Origin of the sequence: Magnetospira sp. QH-2 (assembly GCF_000968135.1) — a bacterium.
In the GTDB taxonomy this organism is placed as follows: Bacteria; Pseudomonadota; Alphaproteobacteria; order Rhodospirillales; family Magnetospiraceae; genus Magnetospira.
Window position 1 is genome coordinate 2060187 of the sequence record NZ_FO538765.1, and the last position, 16106, is coordinate 2076292.

The following is a 16106-nucleotide window of genomic DNA, read 5'->3' on the forward strand; positions in this document are numbered from 1 at the left end:
AGTTGCACTTAAGAAGGACATGATATCGTTTCGCTCCCTGTTGCGATGGATTGTCCAGGATCTGGGAACCGGCATTGATGCAGGCGTAGCAGTTCAGCACCGAGGTGAGGACCGCACAGTCCAGCTTGGAGGCCTCCGTTGAACCGGCGATCACCGCCGCTCCTGCCGCGTTCCCAGTTCCACTTTTATCAGCGCTCTTCGAATCCCATTTCCTTTTCTATCTCTGCAAGTTGGAGGGGTTGCCGCTTTGATGTATCAGCGGTGCCCCTCTTTTTTCGCATGTGATATCGGATTGAATCGAAGACCGCTCCTCTCCCCATGAACTTCCAACCAATGGAGGACCCGGAGCCTTGAAGCGTACCCTAAAGACTGGGAGCAACCCAGCACGACGCCTCTTCACACCCACCCCCGCGATTGCATCCGTCCAGGCATCCTACAGCGACTTGGTCGGCACCGACGTGAGCCTGTCTGTATTGCTGGCCCGCGCCGTTGAAGTCCTGGGCAGTCACCTAACACAGACTTCTCCAGGCATTGAAGCAGCCGCACTGGAAAGGATCACCAGACCATGAACACAAAAATCAAAACCGCCAACCTGGAGCAGTTGAAAAGCCTCTGGCAGTCCCTCCTTGATCGGCTGACAGAAGCCCTGAGCAGCTCAGAGAAATGCACCGCTTACCAGCTCTATGTCGCCCGACAGTTCCTCAAGGACAACGGGATCAACGCCGATGCCCTAGTCTCCAACAACAAGAATACCATGGCCGCGCAGCTGGAAACGCTGAAGGACATCGATCTGGACATCGATCTGGGCGGAGATGGACAAGCCAGTTCCTGGGGTGAAGAAGAAAAGTTTCACTAAAAGGACCACGACCATGGACAGAGAAGACCTGTACCGCCGTCTTGAGCGGAACAAAGGGCGGGAATGCGCCGTGTACCGGTGCTACCACCATGTCTCCGGGCTTGGTCAGTACTGTAGAAAACACGCGAACTGCCGCCATGCCCACGGCCACCCTCTCTGACGCCGCGTCAAAAGCTCCGAGCTAAGGCCCCACTTCAAGATGGCAAAGGAGTTCATTCACCTCAACAGCGACCACACCGGCATTGTGAAAGCCTGTGAATTGCTCCAGGGGATGACCCGCCATGCCGTCTGTTCAGACAGTCTACCCAGCCATGCTTCCCCCAAACAGAGGGCGGATCGGTGGCTCTCCCGCATGAGGGAGCAAGGGATTGATCCAAAAGACATGCTTGCCGTCGTTCTGTCTGTCCACCTCCTGCGTAAGTTCAGCCCGGGCACGTTCCAAGACACTCAGCACTTCAATCACCAACTGACACGGCGGCTATTCGAAATTGTGCGTCCCCGGTCCAAATTATCAACAACCGGGAAGAGCATATTATACGACACCGTAACCCCAAAAATCCGGGATTACATGACAGAGCGGCTTAAACCGCTGGATCTTCTACTTCATCGCATGGTGGATGAGATCGACAGCAGGCAGCCCAAACTTATCGAGGGATCAGAGAACCCGTTCCTCAACTGACATCCCACCAAAATCAACTTGTAGAGAAGGATACCCACACCATGGGAACCACTGTAGTAACCCCGGATGGCACGTTCAGCCACCCGAACGATGCTGGAGGCAAATCAACTGCCCCGCCCCCCGTCACCGCTGTTGACCCAGAAGGTCGGATCACCCAGGCAAGAAGCGAAGGTGGGCGCCGCCTGACCGGGGACAAGATCACCGAGAATGACATTGTCTCCATCAACGGAGGTGAATCCACCATTAAGGCCTGGGAAGCAATGGGCTATCTCCAGCGCAACCACGATGGTTCGTTCTCCATGACGGATAAGGCCACCGGTATGGACAAGCTGCGTCCGAAGGGCATCAAACCCGGCAACCCTACTGAAGCTGCCCCCGAGACCGGGGAGGCAGCCTCCGACGATGAAGATACGGATCAGCCCGCCATGGAAGGGCTAGACGGAGATACCGAGACCTTGATTACCGAAGTCGCCAATGGAGCCCAGCCCAGCGACGTTCTGAGTTCCATCATGTCCGTAGCCAAGACTGGCGAGTTCAATCAAGCCGCAATGGGGCGCATTGCTTCCTCTTTGGGGCAGGAACCGGAAGCGGTGATGGAGAAAGCGAACAGCGTCCGTGCTGCCTTCGAATCCCAGGCCATCCGAACTGTTGAAAAGACAGGCCTGAGTAGCGACGACGTGTTCGGTTGGGCCTATGAGCATGAACCGAAGATGATGCAAGAGGCAATCCGGCAACATACCAATTACCGCCATACCGAGGGCTACCAGCCGGTCATTCAGAAGTACGTCCAGAACCTGGATACGATCAATCCGGACATGATCCTGAACGCCCAGTTCGGTGAAGGTGTCGAAGCTTTCCGGGACGACGGGGGACGGATTGTTCTCAAGTCCGAAAAGGGCACTGTTCCTTGGAAGACAGCGGTACGGATAGGGATGGTCTCTCTTGGCCGCGCCCGATGAACCGGTAGCAGGCATCAAGTGTATGTCGTGGCTGTGGCCGCCAGACTGGAATGTGTTTCAAGAGGTAGTCGGCCAACGCCACGGCGGGCTGCCCTTCCGCATCCTGTGGTTCGACAACGGGGAGCAGGTTCGACAATTCACTGTTCCAATCCACGGCTACGACACCTGACCAACAAGAACGAAAACACAAGACGGGAAACACAATGCCCGAGTTCGAATGGCAGACAGAGAAAGCCTTGAAATGGCGGCGGAAGGATACGGCGACATGCCGCGCTGCCCGCCTCAGATCCAAATACCCAGACTATGACCAGACCAAGGACCCCTATGGGCCATGGTTTCAAGCATTCCAGAGTACGAGAAAGGAACGAGCGTATGAGCGCGATTTCACAAGACGAACGCCTGAAAGCAGGCAAGACGACGATTCAGGTGAATCGATCAGGCCCCCGAACCCGGGTAAGCTTCGTTGATTCCCGTGGCCGCGAGGTGGTCACCTACGATGACGAAGTGGTCCGCTTGGTCGAGACCATCCGTGATGGATCGGGCGAAGTGCAGCCCATCAAGCGGGTTGAGAGTAAGGGCCTGACTGATGTGAATACCGGCAAGCCCCGGCTGCCCAAAGGCTGGGAATCCAAGATGATCGATTTCAGGCTTCCGCCCGGCTTCCGGTACGGTTGATCAATGAAGGATAAAGTCAGGATGCAATTCAAGAGCCAGAAAATGGTGACCCTGCTCAATGGGGACACCCAGACCGCCACGCATACCACGACCACTGTATTTCGGGATGGTACGCGGAAGGTCACCACCACCAGCTATCCGCTTACGCCTCAAGAGGTCAACAGCGTTCAATCTGTGCCAGAAGACGATACCGCGAAGAGCTACAGCAGCCTATCAATCCCAGCGGTTGAGGCCGAACCTCATTTCGGTGATCTGAAATTCCCGCCTACTTCGATCCCAACAGACGACAGCGAGACCGAGGACAGTGGTGATGGTGAAGATTTCCACCGGAGCGATGTAACCAAAATCAAGCAGAATGAAAACGGCTCCTATGTGGTCTGGTTCTGGGATGGCTCCTGCCATGAGCTGCCACCCGAGGACCACGTAAAGTACCTCTATGACATGCTCCGGGACCTCAACGAAGCCAAGCGCATGGTGCACTGACCGCCCTTGCCCCTCTCAATCAGATGAAGGAACTCTCTCCATGCTCGCAGGCAATCAAACCAAAGTCACAGTTCGCAGGGCTCTCGGTCCCTCTGGCAATTCCGCCAAGGGTCTGGAGATCACCCGCTATGGAAACGGTGGAATCACTTTCACCGATGTTCGCGGGCATACCGTCCGCACCGACTCCAACGAAGCCATGACCAAGTTGTTCGAAGCCCTGAAGGCTTTGAGCTGACTCCAGGCCGTTGGAGAAACGACAACGATAAAAAGAACACCGCCCCACCCCCTCATGACATTTTTGAAGAGGCTCCGACGCGGCGAAGCTGCGGCTCGCTGGACCCGAATCACTTCAGGTGCCCATGAGGTGGCAACTTTCTGGCTTCCATGGCGACCCCACACTGGGGACCGTGGGAGCCTATTCTTCTTCTTCCGCTTCTAGCTTCACGTCCGACAGCTCCCCGATTTCCGCCTCAACCCGCTTAATTCCCTCCAGCAGCATCTTCCGGCCTTTGTGGCCTCGGTTGTAGACAGCAGCAGCGAGTGTGGGCGCGGTATGGCCCATCATGCGAGACCATTGGACAGGATCGAGCCCGGCATCTTCGCAGGCACCAGAGAAGGTTCGACGTATACTATAGGTGTCCACGGGCAGGCCCTTCAGTGCCTCACGCCTCCAATCATTGGCATGGCGTTGCAGCCGGTCCCACCGCTTTCCATCCACCCCTTGCGGCTCGACATCGTGGAATAGCAGGCCCTTCTTAGCCTCTTCCACGCGCCTCTTCAGCACAGCGACTGCCTCCTTCGAAACCACAGGCATGACGCGTGTATTGGATTCCGTTTTTCCTTTGAGGATGGTCAGCCACCCCACCTCCTCTTCCTCATCAAACAGGACCCTGTCCGTGGTCAACCGGCAAATATCATCCTGACGAATGCCGGTGTGCCAGAACAAGGTAAGGACATCGAATACCGCCTGTTTGTATTTGCTCTTTCGGGTATCAACAAAGGCGCGGTACTTCGCAGCCTCCTCAGCCGTCATGGCCCGAAGCTCTTTGACCGTGCTCCCCCGCTTGGCTTCCCCTGGTACATCCTGAAGGAGTTCGCCCCACGGGTTGGGGCCATCATGCAGCTTCCGGGCCTTCATCCACTTCCAAAGCCTGTTGAGGCTACCCACCTTCCGGTTCAGCGTGTTGGGGGCAATGACCGACTTGTTACGGGTTGGCGTGGCCTTGAGATGATCCCACCAACGGACGGCAAGATGCTCATCCACGTCTTGGGCCGGGATATCGCCGGACCAGTCAATGAAGGCCTGAATATCCCGCTCATACTGGTACATCGTCCCCTTCTTGATCCCCGTCGCGGCCACCTTCCATTTCTCAAGGGCTATGGACAACGGGACGGCCTCATTGGTGGCGATCCTCCAGAAGCGGGATGCTGCGGCAGGCCCCTTGCGCTTCTTCACTCGCTCTGTCTCAGCCTCCAGTGCATCCCAGAAGCCCGGGTTGTCCATCTCTTGGGACATAGCCAGAGCATCTTCAGTGGGATCATCCAAGGTGGCCAGCTTCGCCTGGATTCGGGCGATCACCGATAGCTTCTTCCGATTGGCCTCCCGGAGATCCCGTGTGTCGAGACCAACGACTACCTCTTTCAACCGCTTCGTTCGGCGGTTGAAGGCCTTCGCAGCCAATTCCTGGAGTTCAAAAGGGACGAAGACAACAGCAGCCCACCCGCCGCCGCGTCTCTTTTTCAGGTTTCGAGTGTTCATGTCATCGCTCATATGTGTAAGGTTACGGTACACACACGGACACGTACACTTCTTTTTTTCTTTTATATATCAACTACTTATAAGGTTTGGTCGGGGAGACTGGATTCGAACCAGCGACCCTCTGCTCCCAAAGCAGATGCGCTACCAGGCTGCGCTACTCCCCGCCGGGGGGGACATTACCGGCTGAAACAGATTCCCACAACCCACCGGTTGGGGGGCCAGCTCTCAGGCGACCAATTGCCCACGCCGGGCCGACGTGGCGTGCCAATGGGCATTGGAACAGTTCTGAATCATCTCGACGGCGTGGTTGTGAACAAAATCAAATACCTGATCCATTGTCATGAAGAATTCGGCGTCCTCTTGATGCTTCAGGTGGCCAAGAATCACGTCCACCAAAGGACCACCGCCGGGATCGAAGCCGCGGCGCCAGGGTTTGGGGGAAAAGCTCTCATAGGAAAACAGGCTGATCACATGGCCCATGCGATGGGCCGAGGTCAACATCTGCATGGTGTAGGTCTTGAACTCGATTTCCAGCACATGGCAGAGATTGGCCGTCTTGCCCGCCAGCATACCGCCTGAAATCACCTCTTCGACCCGCGTTGAGAGACCGGGTACCGCTAGCCCTCGGGCAAAATCGTCAATCTCTTCCAAAACCGGTCGAATCGGCCCTTCAGGCATATCAGCACCGCAAATCACCACGGATTTATTGATGTCGTAGAAGCTATCAGGGGTAAAGGTAATGGTCATGCCTTGAGCTCCGCGTGCGCATTCTTGGCTGAATTTTTTTTCGTCGGCATAATGCACCGTATGTTATTGCATTGCAACAAATGCCTGCGTAAGGGAGCTTTGCGCGGGACGCAACTGCCAGCAAAAGTCAATTGCCGCCTGTCATGAACATGTCATGGCGTACATGATCACCAACGGCAATGCCCTGCCGCCGGGCGGTTCCCGCTGGCAGTTCAAGAACCGCGCGGACCGGCTGACCGGCTTCGATCATCCGTTGAGAACCCGGTTGCGTACTATGTTCCACGGCGACAATGCCGCCATGGGAATCGATGAATACCATATCCAATGAAATCAAGGTGTTCTTCATCCACATGGCAACGTTACGCGGGGTCTTGAAGTCAAACAGCATACCAGTTCCCTCGGGCATATGTTCCCGGAACATCAAGCCGCGCGCCCGCTGGTCGGGGCTTACCGCCATTTCAACTTGAACCTCGTGTCGCTTGTCCCCGGATTCAATCACCACCTTTGACCAATCGAAACGCACGGGTCCTTGGGCAGCAAGCAGCATCACTGCGAGCAGTAGAACCATGGGGTGCTTAAAAAGAGACAAGAAACGGGCCAGAAACATCATAGCCCTATTCTTTACCTTTTTTGTCGGACACAATTCACCTATAATTTTGGCCTTAATTATCAAGAGGGTGACGCGGGGAGCGAATGGAACAGCATCTGGACACCAGGACATACCCTGCGGGCGAAGTGATTTTCGACGAGGGCGATCCCGGGCACGAAGTCTTCATTATAAAATCCGGCCTGGTGGAGATCGCGCAGACCGATCTCAATGGAACCCGTCAGACCCTGGCCTTTCTCGGCGAAGGAAACCTGTTCGGCGAAATGGCGTTGGTGGATCAAGAACCCCGCTCGGCTTCGGCCAAGGCCCTGGAAAACACCGATTGTTACGTCCTGCCCGAACCCTTGTTCCGCGAGAACATGGATAAGACCCCGCCCTTGATTCAAAGCATGGTGCAGCTGCTGGTACAACGGCTGCGTCTGACCACGCGGGAAGCCTCGTCACAGCGGCTGTAGCCTGAATTCCCTTGCCAAAGCGCCCAACCCTGGCCATAGTCCCGCCCCACCACCTGAGCGGGGGGAGCCGACCAGTCGGCTGAGAGGTCTTCAACGGGAAGACGACCCCTAGAACCTGATCCGGTTGAGACCGGCGTAGGGACGCGTTGATGACCGAAATTCAGACTCCCTCTCCTCTCTCCATCCATGTGCGAGCCGGAAGTCTCTCTTTTGGAGGCAAGGTCCTGTTTGAAAACCTGGACATGGATTTGGCCGCCGGGCAATGGACCTGCCTGTTGGGCGCCAGCGGAGTGGGCAAGAGCAGCCTGTTGCGACTGATAGCCGGATTGGAGACTCAGACCGCCGGAGAGACGCGGGTCGAAACCGGCGACGGGGTGTCGCTGGATGGGCGCATCGCCTATATGGCGCAATCGGACTTGTTGCTGCCCTGGTTGTCGGTGCTCGATAACCTGGCCCTGGGCGAACGGCTGCGGCAAGGATCCATTGCTCGGCCTGTCCGGGACCGAGCCGAGCACCTGTTGGACCGGGTCGGGCTGACCGGCCACGGGAACGACCTCCCAAAGACCCTGTCAGGCGGCATGCGACAAAGAGTAGCCCTGGCCCGTACCCTGATGGAAGACCGGCCTTTGGTGCTCATGGATGAGCCCTTCGCCTCGCTGGACGTGCTGACCCGCCTCAAACTACAGGATCTGGCCGCTGAACTGCTCGAAGGCCGCACGGTGCTGCTGGTCACCCATGACCCGCTGGAAGCCCTGCGCTTGGGCCACGAGGTTCGGGTGCTGTCCGGGCGCCCGGCCCGCTTTCTGCCGCCGTTGCATCCCGAAGGCAGCGCGCCGCGCCATCCAGACGATCCAGCGATCCTGGCCAAACAGGGCGAATTGCTGGCCCGCTTGGCGGAGGGTCAGCCATGAGCCGATCCCTTAGAGGCCTGATCGTGATCTTGGGACTCTTGCTCCTGTGGCAGGGGCTGGTCTGGGGGACCGGCGCGCCCCACTATATCCTGCCCGGCCCCGGCAAGGTCGCCCTGGCGCTGCTGGAGCGCTGGGACGACATTCTCACCCACGCCCTGACCACCGGCACGGAAATCGTCCTCGGCCTCATTCTCGGTACCTTGCTGGGCGGCGGCAGCGCCATCGCCATGGCCTCGGCGCGCCCGGTGCGGCGCTGGTTAATGCCGGTTTTGGTGGTCTCCCAGGCCGTGCCGGTCTTCGCCCTGGCGCCTATTTTGGTCCTGTGGCTCGGCTACGGCATGGCCTCCAAGGTCGCCATGGCGGTGCTGATCATCTATTTCCCGGTCACCGCCGCCTTTCTTGACGGCCTGCGCCGTGCCGATCCCGGATGGTTGGATCTGGCCCGGACCATGGGGGCCACGCGCCGCGCGGTGTTGTGGCAAATCCGCCTGCCCGCCGCCCTGCCCGCCTTGGGATCGGGCCTTCGCGTGGCCACCGCCGTGGCGCCCATCGGTGCCGTGGTCGGCGAGTGGGTCGGGTCCTCATCGGGGCTTGGCTACCTCATGCTGCATGCCAACGGCCGTATGCAGGTGGACTTGATGTTCGCCGCCTTGCTGGTGTTGGCGGTGATGGCCGTGATTCTTTACTTCGCTGTCGATGCGGGGGTTAAACGCCTCACGCCCTGGCAGACGGAAACCCATCCAGACGACGACTAACACAGGAAAATTCAATGACCTATCGTGTGTTTCTAATTTTTTGCCTTATGTTTTTGAGCCTGCCCGCGCAGGCGGCGGACAAGCTGACCGTCATGCTCGACTGGTTCGTCAATCCCGACCATGGGCCGTTGATCGTCGCCCGCGAAAAGGGCTACTTCAAGGCTCAGGGCCTGGAGGTTGAGTTAATCGCCCCGGCCGATCCCAACGATCCGCCGAAGCTGGTCGCGGCGGGCAAGGCGGACATTGCCGTGTCCTATCAGCCTCAACTCCATATGCAGGTGGCCGAAGGCCTGCCGCTGGTGCGTATCGGCACGCTGGTGGCAACCCCGCTCAATTCCCTGGTGGTATTGAAAGACGGCCCCATCAAGAGCATTGCCGACCTGAAGGGCAAAAAGGTTGGTTATTCGGTGGGCGGCTTCGAGGACGCCATGCTGGGCATGATGCTGGAGCGCGAAGGACTGAGCCTGGAGGATGTCACCTTGATCAACGTCAACTTCTCCCTGTCTCCGTCGATCCTGTCGGGCAAGGTGGACGCGGTGATCGGCGCCTTCCGCAATTTCGAACTCAATCAGATGGATATCGAAAAGCACCCGGGCCGGGCCTTCTATCCCGAAGAGCAGGGGGTGCCGGTCTATGACGAACTGATCCTGGTGGCCCACAAGGACAAGACCGCCGACCCTCGCTTGCGCCGTTTCCTGGCCGCCGTGGAACAGGGCGTGACTTTCATGCTCAATCACCCGGACGAGGCCTGGGCCCTTTTTTCCAAATCCGACAAGGGGCTGGACGACGAACTGAACAAACGCGCCTGGCGCGATACCCTGCCCCGCTTCGCTCTGCGCCCGGCGGCGCTGGACAGCGCCCGCTATGCCCGGTTCGCCCAATTCCTCAAGGGACGTGGGCTAATCCCGGAAGCGCTGCCGGTGAACCGGTATGGTATCGAATTGCCCTAATCCGGTTCGTCGCAGGCCATGGAAGCCCATGGCCTGCGCCACGACGATCAATAATTGGAGCACGACCAATCAATGGCGGCGTTCCTAAAAGGACTCAATTGCGAACTGGTATCAATTGGAGTTACACTCCATATTCAATGAGAGGCAGGCAGGTGCTCGCCGCCTGACTTTTGTTCATGCCCTTGATCTTGGGCACAATTCATGGGAGATCGAGCGTATGATTCCGGCACCATTCCCCGAAAATGAAGCCCAGCGGCTCGAAAAGCTCTATGATCTCAACATACTCGACACGCTCGAAGAGCAGGCCTACGACGATATCACCTTTTTGATCTCGCGAATCTGCGACACGCCAATCGCCCTCATCAGCCTCATCGACAAAGACCGCCAATTTCTCAAATCCCATCGGGGCCTGGATACCAATCATGTTTCCCGTGAGCTGGGGTTTTGCCCCCATGCCATCCTCGACAACGACTTGACCATTGTTGAGGACGCGACCAAAGACGAACGCTTTCACGACAATCCGCTGGTCACCGGAGGCCCCAAGGTACGTTTTTATGCCGGGGCGCCCCTGATCATGCAGGATAATCTGCGCGTCGGTACCCTGTGCGTGGTTTCCCAAGAGCCGCGCTCGCTCACACAAGAACAAGCCGAGTCCTTGCAGGCCTTGGCTCGGCAGGTGGTGAGCCAATTGGAATTGCGGCAAAGCAACCGGGACTTGGAACTGGCGCGCGTCGAGGCGGAAGCGGCCAGCAAAGCCAAGAGCGAGTTCCTCTCGACCATGAGCCACGAACTACGCACCCCACTCAATGCCATTCTCGGCTTCTCGCAAATTCTCGAACGCAGTGCCAAGCACCCGCTGGATGACCGCCAGAAACAGCAGGTCCGCCACATCATCCACGGGGGCGAGCACCTTTTACGCTTGATCGACGATGTTCTCGATCTGGCCAAGATCGAGGCTGGCAAGCTTGAGCTTTCCCTTGAGCCGGTCGCTCCATCGGTCCTGATCAATGATTGCCTGACCATGATCGAGTCCCTTGCCACCCGGAGCGACATAACAATCCAAGACCGGACCCCCACGTCCTTGCCGGATCTGATGGTCGATCCCCGGCGCGCAAAGCAGGCCCTGACCAATCTGCTTAGCAATGCCATCAAGTACAATCACACCGGCGGGCATGTGCATATTGACGCCGAAACCCCGACAGCGAACATGCTTCGCCTTAAGGTCACAGACAGCGGTAGCGGTATTCCGGCGGATAAGGCCGACGACGTATTCACACCCTTCACCCGTTTGGGAGCGGACGATTCGGCGATCGAGGGCACCGGAATCGGGCTCGCACTGACCAAAAGACTGGTGGAAGAAATCGGCGGCGCCATCGATTTCAAGAACCTTGACGGCAGTGGCTGCTGCTTCTGGATCGATTTTCCCCTCGCGGACTCCCCTTCCGCTCATAACCAAGCTGCTGAAAGCTCCGTCGTCCCGTTCCCCACCCAATCCGGCCCTGAAGTTGCTGAGAAACTGATTCTTTATGTGGAAGACAACGTCGCCAATATGACGCTGATGGAAGAAATCATCGAAGACGAACCGCAGACGGCCTTGATCACAGCCCCTTCGGCGGAGGTTGGTCTACTCATGGCCCAAGAACGGCAACCGGACGTGATCCTGCTGGATATCAATCTTCCCGAGATGGACGGATTCGAGGCCCTTCGGCAGCTCAGGGAATCGTCCAATACCAATACCATCCCGGTGCTGGCCTTGAGCGCCGACGCCATGGCTGGGACGATCACGCGGGCAAGGGAAGCCGGTTTTGACGACTACATCACCAAGCCGTTCAATGTGGCGCAATTGAGGGAAACCCTGAAACGCTTCCTGAGCGAAAGGCATTAGATCACGTCGTGCCTGATCGGATTCGATCAAACACGAAAAACGTGATCGATTCCAATAGGGTCGCGCGTGTCCAATGGGTCCGATTGGACCCGACACGCGCTAGTGCAGCCGCGCGCCGACCAGATAGACCGCCACGGTCTCATCGCCGACCACCTTGCGGGCCTCCAACCGGTGCACGCCCTTGACCAGCACATAGCGCTTTTTCTTGGTGTCCAGTCGTACCTGGATCGGCGGTAGATCCTCATCGTTCATCAATTGCTCGACCACCTGCTCGACCTTTTGCGGGTCCAATTCCTTGCGGCGGTCCAAGGGCAGATAGATCTCATCGATATTCACTTGTACGGGTTTCAGCACGGCGGATCCCTCTCCCCTGATCAACAACGCAGCCGACAGTCTACGCTCCTTGGGCCAAAGTCCCATAGGAGAAGCTCGGCTTTCATGACAAGATAAGGTCAGACTCTTTCAATTGCAGACGAAGGTAACCTCCCATGACCAAGGCACGGGCCCGCGAACGGGCAAAAGCCAAAGCGGCAGACAAGCGCAAGAAGCTTCACGCCCCCGCCGAACCGCAAGGCAAACCGGAGCACCCGGGGCGCTTCAATCCGGAAGCCAGCTCCATCAAAGGCCCGGGAAAGACCGGCTCATCCAAGAGCTTCGGCCCCGCCAAGCGCGGCTCGGCCCGCTCGGGATAAGGCGCGCGCGGCATGTTCGATCAATTGGCCACGATTCACCAGCGCCCGCTTCCCTTTTCGGTCTATACCGCCGACCTGCTGTGGACAGAGCCTTATCTGGCCAAACAGATGCTGCAATACCACCTCAACCAGGATACGGATCTGGCCTCGCGCCCCCTGCCCCGCATTGACGACTTGGTGGGCTGGATCGACGAGACATTTTCTCTTGATGGCAAAGCGGTCTGCGACCTGGGCTGCGGTCCGGGGCTCTATGCCCAACGCTTCGCCGCACGGGGTGCCCGGGTCAGCGGCGTTGATTTTTCGGTCCATTCCATCGCCCATGCCCGCAAGGCGGCGAACCAAGCCGGTCTCGCCATCGCCTATGAGGTGGACGACTACCTGCAAGGTTCCCTACCAGGCGAACAGGACCTGATTACATTGATCTATTGCGATCTATGCGCGCTCTCGCCGGAGCAACGGGCCACCCTCTACGCCAAGATTCGCGCCGTTCTCAAGCCCGGCGGCCACTTCCTGTTCGATGTCAGCGCTCCGGCAGCCTATCAAGCGCGCAGCGAAGGCTGTGAATTCGGTTTCCGCACCATGAACGGTTTCTGGGCCGAGGGCGACTATTACAGCTTCCAGAACACCTTCAAATACGACGCCGACATGCTGGTTCTCGACCAATTCACCATCATCGAGCCCCAGCGCACCTGGCAGGTATTCAACTGGATACAATCGTTCGAAAAGAAGGCCTTGGCCGCCGAACTGGCGGAGCATGGGTTCGAGGTGGTGTCCATGCATGATGATTTGGGAGGGACCGGGGGCAAGGACGGCGCGGTGGAGACCTATGGCGTGGTGGCGCGGATCAAAGCCTGAAGTCGCCATAAGCGGCCTCATGGAACCTCTTAAAAATGCACCGCCCTTCCATGGGCATCCAGCACGCTTTCGTGCATCATTTCCGATAGGGTCGGATGGGCGAAGACGGTCTGCATCAGCTCGGCCTCGGTGGTTTCAAGGGTCTGGGCGATGCCGTAGCCCTGGATCAGTTCGGTAACCTCGGCGCCGATCATGTGGGCGCCCAGCAGTTCACCGGTCTTGTCGTCGAAGATGGTTTTCACCAACCCCTCGGGCTCGCCCAGGGCAATCGCCTTGCCGTTGCCCATAAAGGGGAAGCGACCGACACGCACCTTCAGCCCGCGCTCCTTGGCCTGCTGTTCGGTCAGGCCGACACTGGCAATCTGCGGCGTGCAGTAGGTGCAGCCGGGGATGCGGTCGAAGTCCAGGGGATGGGCGTCCTTGAATCCGGCGATCTTTTCCACGCAGAGCACGCCTTCGTGGCTGGCCTTGTGGGCCAGACAAGGCGGTCCGGCCACGTCGCCGATGGCATAGATCCCCTTGGCCGAGGTGGCGTTCCACTTATCCACGGCAATGAAGCCCTTGTCGGAGAGCGTGACCCCCGCCGCCTCCAGGCCGATTCCCTCCACGTTGGGGGACACGCCCACCGCCGAGATTACCCGATCCACGGTCACATCCCACTGCTTGCCATCGGCTTCCAGGGTGGCGGTGACGCCCTTTGAGTCCTTCTTCAGCCCCTTGACCATGGTCGAAGTGAGAATCGTCATGCCCTGTTTTTCAAAGGCTTTCCGGGCAAAGGCGGAGATTTCCTCGTCCTCCACCGGCACCACCCGTGGCAGCACCTCGACCACCGTTACCTCAGCACCCAAACTGTTGAAGAAACTAGCGAATTCGATTCCTATGGCGCCGGAACCGATAACCAGCAGGCTCTTCGGCATGTCCTTGGGCACCAGCGCTTCCTTATAGGTCCAGACCCGATCTCCATCGGGCTCCAGGCCGGGCAGCACCCGTGCGCGGGCGCCGGTGGCAACGATGATATGCGGGGCTTCGAGGGTCGGGCCACCGGACACAGCCAGCTTGCCTCCACCGAGCAATTTGCCCTCGCCGTCGAATAGGGTGACCTTGTTCTTTTTCAACAGGTGCTTGACCCCGCCGGAAAGCTGCGCCGAGACCTTGCGCGAGCGCTGCACCACCTTGGGCAGATCGAAGCCGAAATCCTCGACCACCAGGCCGAAATCGGCGGCATGCTTCATATGACCGAAGATCTCCGCCGAGCGCAGCAGGGCCTTGGTGGGGATACAGCCCCAGTTGAGGCAGATTCCGCCCAGATGCTCGCGCTCCACCAGCGCCGTCTTGAGGCCCAGTTGCGCGGCGCGGATGGCGGCCACATAGCCCCCCGGTCCGCCGCCCAACACGACGATATCGAACTTGGTCTCGCTCATGGTCTTGTTCCTGTGAGTTGGTTCACTGGTCCGTCTCGTCCTTCGACAAGCTCAGGATGAGGCTAAGGCTGGGTCAAAGGGACTCGTCATGCTGAGCCTGTCGAAGCATGCGGCTCCCGGCGGAGTTAAAGCATCAGGGCAATGGGATCTTCGATCAGCCCCTTGAGTTCCTTGACGAAAGCCGCCGCCGTGGCGCCGTCGATGCAGCGGTGGTCCACAGCCAGGGTCAAAGTCATCACCGTGGCGATACCCAAGGCACCGTCCTTGACCACCGGGCGTTGCTCCCCGGCGCCCACCGAGAGGATGCCCCCTTGCGGCGGATTAATGATGGAATTGAAGCCTTTGACCCCGAACATGCCCATGTTGGAAATGGTGAAGGTGCCGCCCTGATACTCCTCGGGCTGCAACTTGCCATCGCGGGCCTTTCCAGCCAGTTCCTTGGCTTCGGCGGACAGAGTCGACAGACCCTTGGCGGCGGCATTCTTGATAATCGGCGTGATCAGCCCGCCGTCCACCGACACGGCGATGCACATATCCACCTGTTTGAATTTCAAGATGGCGTCATCGGTGTAGGCCACATTGCAATCTGGCTGACGAGTCAGGGCCAGGGCCGTGGCCTTGACCACGAAATCATTGACCGACAGCTTGTAGTCGGCGCCGTCGCGGCTGTTCAATTCCTGGCGCAGGCCCAACAGCTTGTCGATTTCCACGTCCACCGTCAGGTTGAAGTGGGGCACGTCCCGGGCGGAATCAGTCAGGCGGTTGGCAATGGTCTTGCGCATGTTGGAATTGGCCACGGCCTCGAATTCCGGCATCAACGCGAAGATGGGATCATCGACGGTCGCCACAGCGGCGGGCGCTGCAGAGGCGGCGACAGCGGGTTTCGCCGCAGCGGCGGGGGCTGCCATGCCGGTCCCCTCGGCCAGGGCCTTCTCGATGTCTTTCTTGATAATCCGTCCATGGGGGCCGGAGCCGGGAATGGCGGCCAGGTCCAAACTTTCCTGAGCGGCGATCCGTCGGGCCAGAGGGCTGGCGAACAGCCGCTCGCCGGAGGCCGTCACGGGCGCGGCGGGCGCGGAACCTGCGGTCGGAGTCTCGACGGGCGCGGCGGCGGCAGGGGCCGGTGCGGCCTCCAGTGGCGCATTGTCCAGGGCCGAGGCGTCTTCGCCCTCTTCCAGCAACAGAGCGATCACCGCGTTCACCGCCACGTTGTCGGTCCCGGCGGGCACGACGATTTTGCCCAAAATCCCTTCGTCCACGGCTTCCACTTCCATGGTCGCCTTGTCGGTCTCGATCTCGCAGAGCACGTCGCCCGCTTCGACCGTTTCGCCTTCCTTCTTGCCCCAGGAGGCCAACTTGCCCTCGGTCATGGTCGGCGACAGGGCGGGCATCAGTATATTGATTGGCATCTCACGCC

General features: G+C 58.9%; 20 protein-coding genes, 1 tRNA gene and 1 riboswitch. Of the genes, 14 read left to right on the forward strand and 7 right to left on the reverse strand.

Going from position 1 to position 16106, the window contains the following annotated elements:
• The first annotated feature begins 565 nt into the window (after positions 1 to 565).
• The 7 genes from MGMAQ_RS09740 (at position 566) to MGMAQ_RS09770 (ending at position 3887) form a co-directional block, all read left to right on the forward strand.
• Positions 566 to 856 carry a hypothetical protein gene (locus tag MGMAQ_RS09740; RefSeq protein ID WP_046021392.1) on the forward strand — a complete coding sequence of 97 codons (291 nt, stop codon included), beginning with the start codon at positions 566 to 568 and terminating at the stop codon, positions 854 to 856.
• A 199-nt stretch (positions 857 to 1055) separates the two neighbouring features.
• Positions 1056 to 1535 carry a hypothetical protein gene (locus MGMAQ_RS09745; RefSeq protein WP_046021393.1) on the forward strand — a complete coding sequence of 160 codons (480 nt, stop codon included), beginning with the start codon at positions 1056 to 1058 and terminating at the stop codon, positions 1533 to 1535.
• Positions 1536 to 1576: 41 nt separating this feature from the next.
• The gene (locus MGMAQ_RS09750) at positions 1577 to 2494 is read left to right on the forward strand and encodes a hypothetical protein (RefSeq protein WP_046021394.1); all 918 of its coding nucleotides are present in this window, start codon (positions 1577 to 1579) and stop codon (positions 2492 to 2494) included.
• A 22-nt stretch (positions 2495 to 2516) separates the two neighbouring features.
• Entirely contained in the window at positions 2517 to 2663 is a 147-nt protein-coding gene (locus MGMAQ_RS21055; RefSeq protein ID WP_158498829.1) for a hypothetical protein, read from the forward strand.
• A gap of 203 nt (positions 2664 to 2866) precedes the next feature.
• Positions 2867 to 3169, forward strand: coding sequence for a hypothetical protein (locus tag MGMAQ_RS09760; RefSeq protein WP_046021396.1), 303 nt, complete (start codon positions 2867 to 2869; stop codon positions 3167 to 3169).
• Positions 3170 to 3190: 21 nt separating this feature from the next.
• Positions 3191 to 3652 (forward strand): hypothetical protein, encoded by a 462-nt coding sequence (locus MGMAQ_RS09765; protein ID WP_046021397.1) that lies wholly within the window; start codon positions 3191 to 3193, stop codon positions 3650 to 3652.
• A gap of 40 nt (positions 3653 to 3692) precedes the next feature.
• The gene (locus MGMAQ_RS09770) at positions 3693 to 3887 is read left to right on the forward strand and encodes a hypothetical protein (RefSeq protein ID WP_046021398.1); all 195 of its coding nucleotides are present in this window, start codon (positions 3693 to 3695) and stop codon (positions 3885 to 3887) included.
• Positions 3888 to 4067: 180 nt separating this feature from the next.
• On the opposite strand, the gene MGMAQ_RS09775 is transcribed toward MGMAQ_RS09770, so the two are convergent.
• The 4 genes from MGMAQ_RS09775 to MGMAQ_RS09790 form a co-directional block, all read right to left on the reverse strand.
• A complete protein-coding gene (locus MGMAQ_RS09775; protein WP_046021399.1) occupies positions 4068 to 5411 on the reverse strand; it encodes a tyrosine-type recombinase/integrase in 1344 nt (447 codons plus the stop codon).
• Between the two features lie 87 nt (positions 5412 to 5498).
• Positions 5499 to 5575 (reverse strand) — tRNA-Pro (locus MGMAQ_RS09780).
• Positions 5576 to 5636: 61 nt separating this feature from the next.
• Positions 5637 to 6158: a hypothetical protein gene (locus tag MGMAQ_RS09785; RefSeq protein ID WP_148560916.1), complete on the reverse strand. Its 522-nt coding sequence runs from the start codon at positions 6156 to 6158 to the stop codon at positions 5637 to 5639.
• Between the two features lie 127 nt (positions 6159 to 6285).
• The gene (locus MGMAQ_RS09790; RefSeq protein ID WP_046021401.1) at positions 6286 to 6768 is read right to left on the reverse strand and encodes a DUF192 domain-containing protein; all 483 of its coding nucleotides are present in this window, start codon (positions 6766 to 6768) and stop codon (positions 6286 to 6288) included.
• An 83-nt stretch (positions 6769 to 6851) separates the two neighbouring features.
• Here MGMAQ_RS09790 and MGMAQ_RS09795 point away from each other — a divergent pair, with 83 nt between their 5' ends.
• From MGMAQ_RS09795 to MGMAQ_RS09815, 5 genes are all read left to right on the forward strand, one after another.
• On the forward strand, positions 6852 to 7220 hold the full coding sequence (locus tag MGMAQ_RS09795) for a Crp/Fnr family transcriptional regulator (RefSeq protein WP_046021402.1): 369 nt from the start codon (positions 6852 to 6854) through the stop codon (positions 7218 to 7220).
• Between the two features lie 50 nt (positions 7221 to 7270).
• Positions 7271 to 7379, forward strand: a riboswitch (TPP riboswitch).
• A complete protein-coding gene (locus MGMAQ_RS09800; RefSeq protein WP_046021403.1) occupies positions 7370 to 8131 on the forward strand; it encodes an ABC transporter ATP-binding protein in 762 nt (253 codons plus the stop codon). Its footprint overlaps the riboswitch before it by 10 nt.
• A complete protein-coding gene (locus tag MGMAQ_RS09805; protein WP_046021404.1) occupies positions 8128 to 8886 on the forward strand; it encodes an ABC transporter permease in 759 nt (252 codons plus the stop codon). The genes MGMAQ_RS09800 and MGMAQ_RS09805 overlap by 4 nt, the downstream gene beginning before the upstream one ends.
• 47 nt (positions 8887 to 8933) lie before the next feature.
• Positions 8934 to 9836 carry an ABC transporter substrate-binding protein gene (locus MGMAQ_RS09810; protein WP_252508615.1) on the forward strand — a complete coding sequence of 301 codons (903 nt, stop codon included), beginning with the start codon at positions 8934 to 8936 and terminating at the stop codon, positions 9834 to 9836.
• A 217-nt stretch (positions 9837 to 10053) separates the two neighbouring features.
• Positions 10054 to 11721, forward strand: coding sequence for a GAF domain-containing hybrid sensor histidine kinase/response regulator (locus MGMAQ_RS09815; protein ID WP_052716292.1), 1668 nt, complete (start codon positions 10054 to 10056; stop codon positions 11719 to 11721).
• 99 nt (positions 11722 to 11820) lie between these two features.
• On the opposite strand, the gene MGMAQ_RS09820 is transcribed toward MGMAQ_RS09815, so the two are convergent.
• The gene (locus MGMAQ_RS09820; protein ID WP_046023181.1) at positions 11821 to 12075 is read right to left on the reverse strand and encodes a ParB N-terminal domain-containing protein; all 255 of its coding nucleotides are present in this window, start codon (positions 12073 to 12075) and stop codon (positions 11821 to 11823) included.
• A gap of 134 nt (positions 12076 to 12209) precedes the next feature.
• Here MGMAQ_RS09820 and MGMAQ_RS09825 point away from each other — a divergent pair, with 134 nt between their 5' ends.
• The gene (locus MGMAQ_RS09825) at positions 12210 to 12413 is read left to right on the forward strand and encodes a hypothetical protein (protein ID WP_046021406.1); all 204 of its coding nucleotides are present in this window, start codon (positions 12210 to 12212) and stop codon (positions 12411 to 12413) included.
• A 12-nt stretch (positions 12414 to 12425) separates the two neighbouring features.
• On the forward strand, positions 12426 to 13268 hold the full coding sequence (locus MGMAQ_RS09830; protein WP_046021407.1) for a class I SAM-dependent methyltransferase: 843 nt from the start codon (positions 12426 to 12428) through the stop codon (positions 13266 to 13268).
• 29 nt (positions 13269 to 13297) lie between these two features.
• Here the strand turns inward: MGMAQ_RS09830 and lpdA are convergent, their stop codons facing one another.
• Both lpdA and MGMAQ_RS09840 read right to left on the reverse strand, forming a co-directional pair.
• Positions 13298 to 14689, reverse strand: coding sequence for a dihydrolipoyl dehydrogenase (gene lpdA / locus MGMAQ_RS09835; RefSeq protein WP_046021408.1), 1392 nt, complete (start codon positions 14687 to 14689; stop codon positions 13298 to 13300).
• A 125-nt stretch (positions 14690 to 14814) separates the two neighbouring features.
• Entirely contained in the window at positions 14815 to 16098 is a 1284-nt protein-coding gene (locus tag MGMAQ_RS09840) for a pyruvate dehydrogenase complex dihydrolipoamide acetyltransferase (RefSeq protein ID WP_046021409.1), read from the reverse strand.
• Between the last annotated feature and the right edge of the window lie 8 nt (positions 16099 to 16106).

What these genes read in the sequence shown, in the direction of transcription:
- MGMAQ_RS09740 (WP_046021392.1), top strand. Translation starts at nt 566, where the DNA reads ATGAACACAAAAATCAAAACCGCCAACCTGGAGCAGTTGAAAAGCCTC.
- MGMAQ_RS09745 (WP_046021393.1), top strand. Translation starts at nt 1,056, where the DNA reads ATGGCAAAGGAGTTCATTCACCTCAACAGCGACCACACCGGCATTGTG.
- MGMAQ_RS09750 (WP_046021394.1), top strand. Translation starts at nt 1,577, where the DNA reads ATGGGAACCACTGTAGTAACCCCGGATGGCACGTTCAGCCACCCGAAC.
- MGMAQ_RS21055 (WP_158498829.1), top strand. Translation starts at nt 2,517, where the DNA reads ATGTCGTGGCTGTGGCCGCCAGACTGGAATGTGTTTCAAGAGGTAGTC.
- MGMAQ_RS09760 (WP_046021396.1), top strand. Translation starts at nt 2,867, where the DNA reads ATGAGCGCGATTTCACAAGACGAACGCCTGAAAGCAGGCAAGACGACG.
- MGMAQ_RS09765 (WP_046021397.1), top strand. Translation starts at nt 3,191, where the DNA reads ATGCAATTCAAGAGCCAGAAAATGGTGACCCTGCTCAATGGGGACACC.
- MGMAQ_RS09770 (WP_046021398.1), top strand. Translation starts at nt 3,693, where the DNA reads ATGCTCGCAGGCAATCAAACCAAAGTCACAGTTCGCAGGGCTCTCGGT.
- MGMAQ_RS09775 (WP_046021399.1), bottom strand. Translation starts at nt 5,411, where the DNA reads ATGAACACTCGAAACCTGAAAAAGAGACGCGGCGGCGGGTGGGCTGCT.
- MGMAQ_RS09785 (WP_148560916.1), bottom strand. Translation starts at nt 6,158, where the DNA reads ATGACCATTACCTTTACCCCTGATAGCTTCTACGACATCAATAAATCC.
- MGMAQ_RS09790 (WP_046021401.1), bottom strand. Translation starts at nt 6,768, where the DNA reads ATGATGTTTCTGGCCCGTTTCTTGTCTCTTTTTAAGCACCCCATGGTT.
- MGMAQ_RS09795 (WP_046021402.1), top strand. Translation starts at nt 6,852, where the DNA reads ATGGAACAGCATCTGGACACCAGGACATACCCTGCGGGCGAAGTGATT.
- MGMAQ_RS09800 (WP_046021403.1), top strand. Translation starts at nt 7,370, where the DNA reads ATGACCGAAATTCAGACTCCCTCTCCTCTCTCCATCCATGTGCGAGCC.
- MGMAQ_RS09805 (WP_046021404.1), top strand. Translation starts at nt 8,128, where the DNA reads ATGAGCCGATCCCTTAGAGGCCTGATCGTGATCTTGGGACTCTTGCTC.
- MGMAQ_RS09810 (WP_252508615.1), top strand. Translation starts at nt 8,934, where the DNA reads ATGTTTTTGAGCCTGCCCGCGCAGGCGGCGGACAAGCTGACCGTCATG.
- MGMAQ_RS09815 (WP_052716292.1), top strand. Translation starts at nt 10,054, where the DNA reads ATGATTCCGGCACCATTCCCCGAAAATGAAGCCCAGCGGCTCGAAAAG.
- MGMAQ_RS09825 (WP_046021406.1), top strand. Translation starts at nt 12,210, where the DNA reads ATGACCAAGGCACGGGCCCGCGAACGGGCAAAAGCCAAAGCGGCAGAC.
- MGMAQ_RS09830 (WP_046021407.1), top strand. Translation starts at nt 12,426, where the DNA reads ATGTTCGATCAATTGGCCACGATTCACCAGCGCCCGCTTCCCTTTTCG.
- lpdA (WP_046021408.1), bottom strand. Translation starts at nt 14,689, where the DNA reads ATGAGCGAGACCAAGTTCGATATCGTCGTGTTGGGCGGCGGACCGGGG.
- MGMAQ_RS09840 (WP_046021409.1), bottom strand. Translation starts at nt 16,098, where the DNA reads ATGCCAATCAATATACTGATGCCCGCCCTGTCGCCGACCATGACCGAG.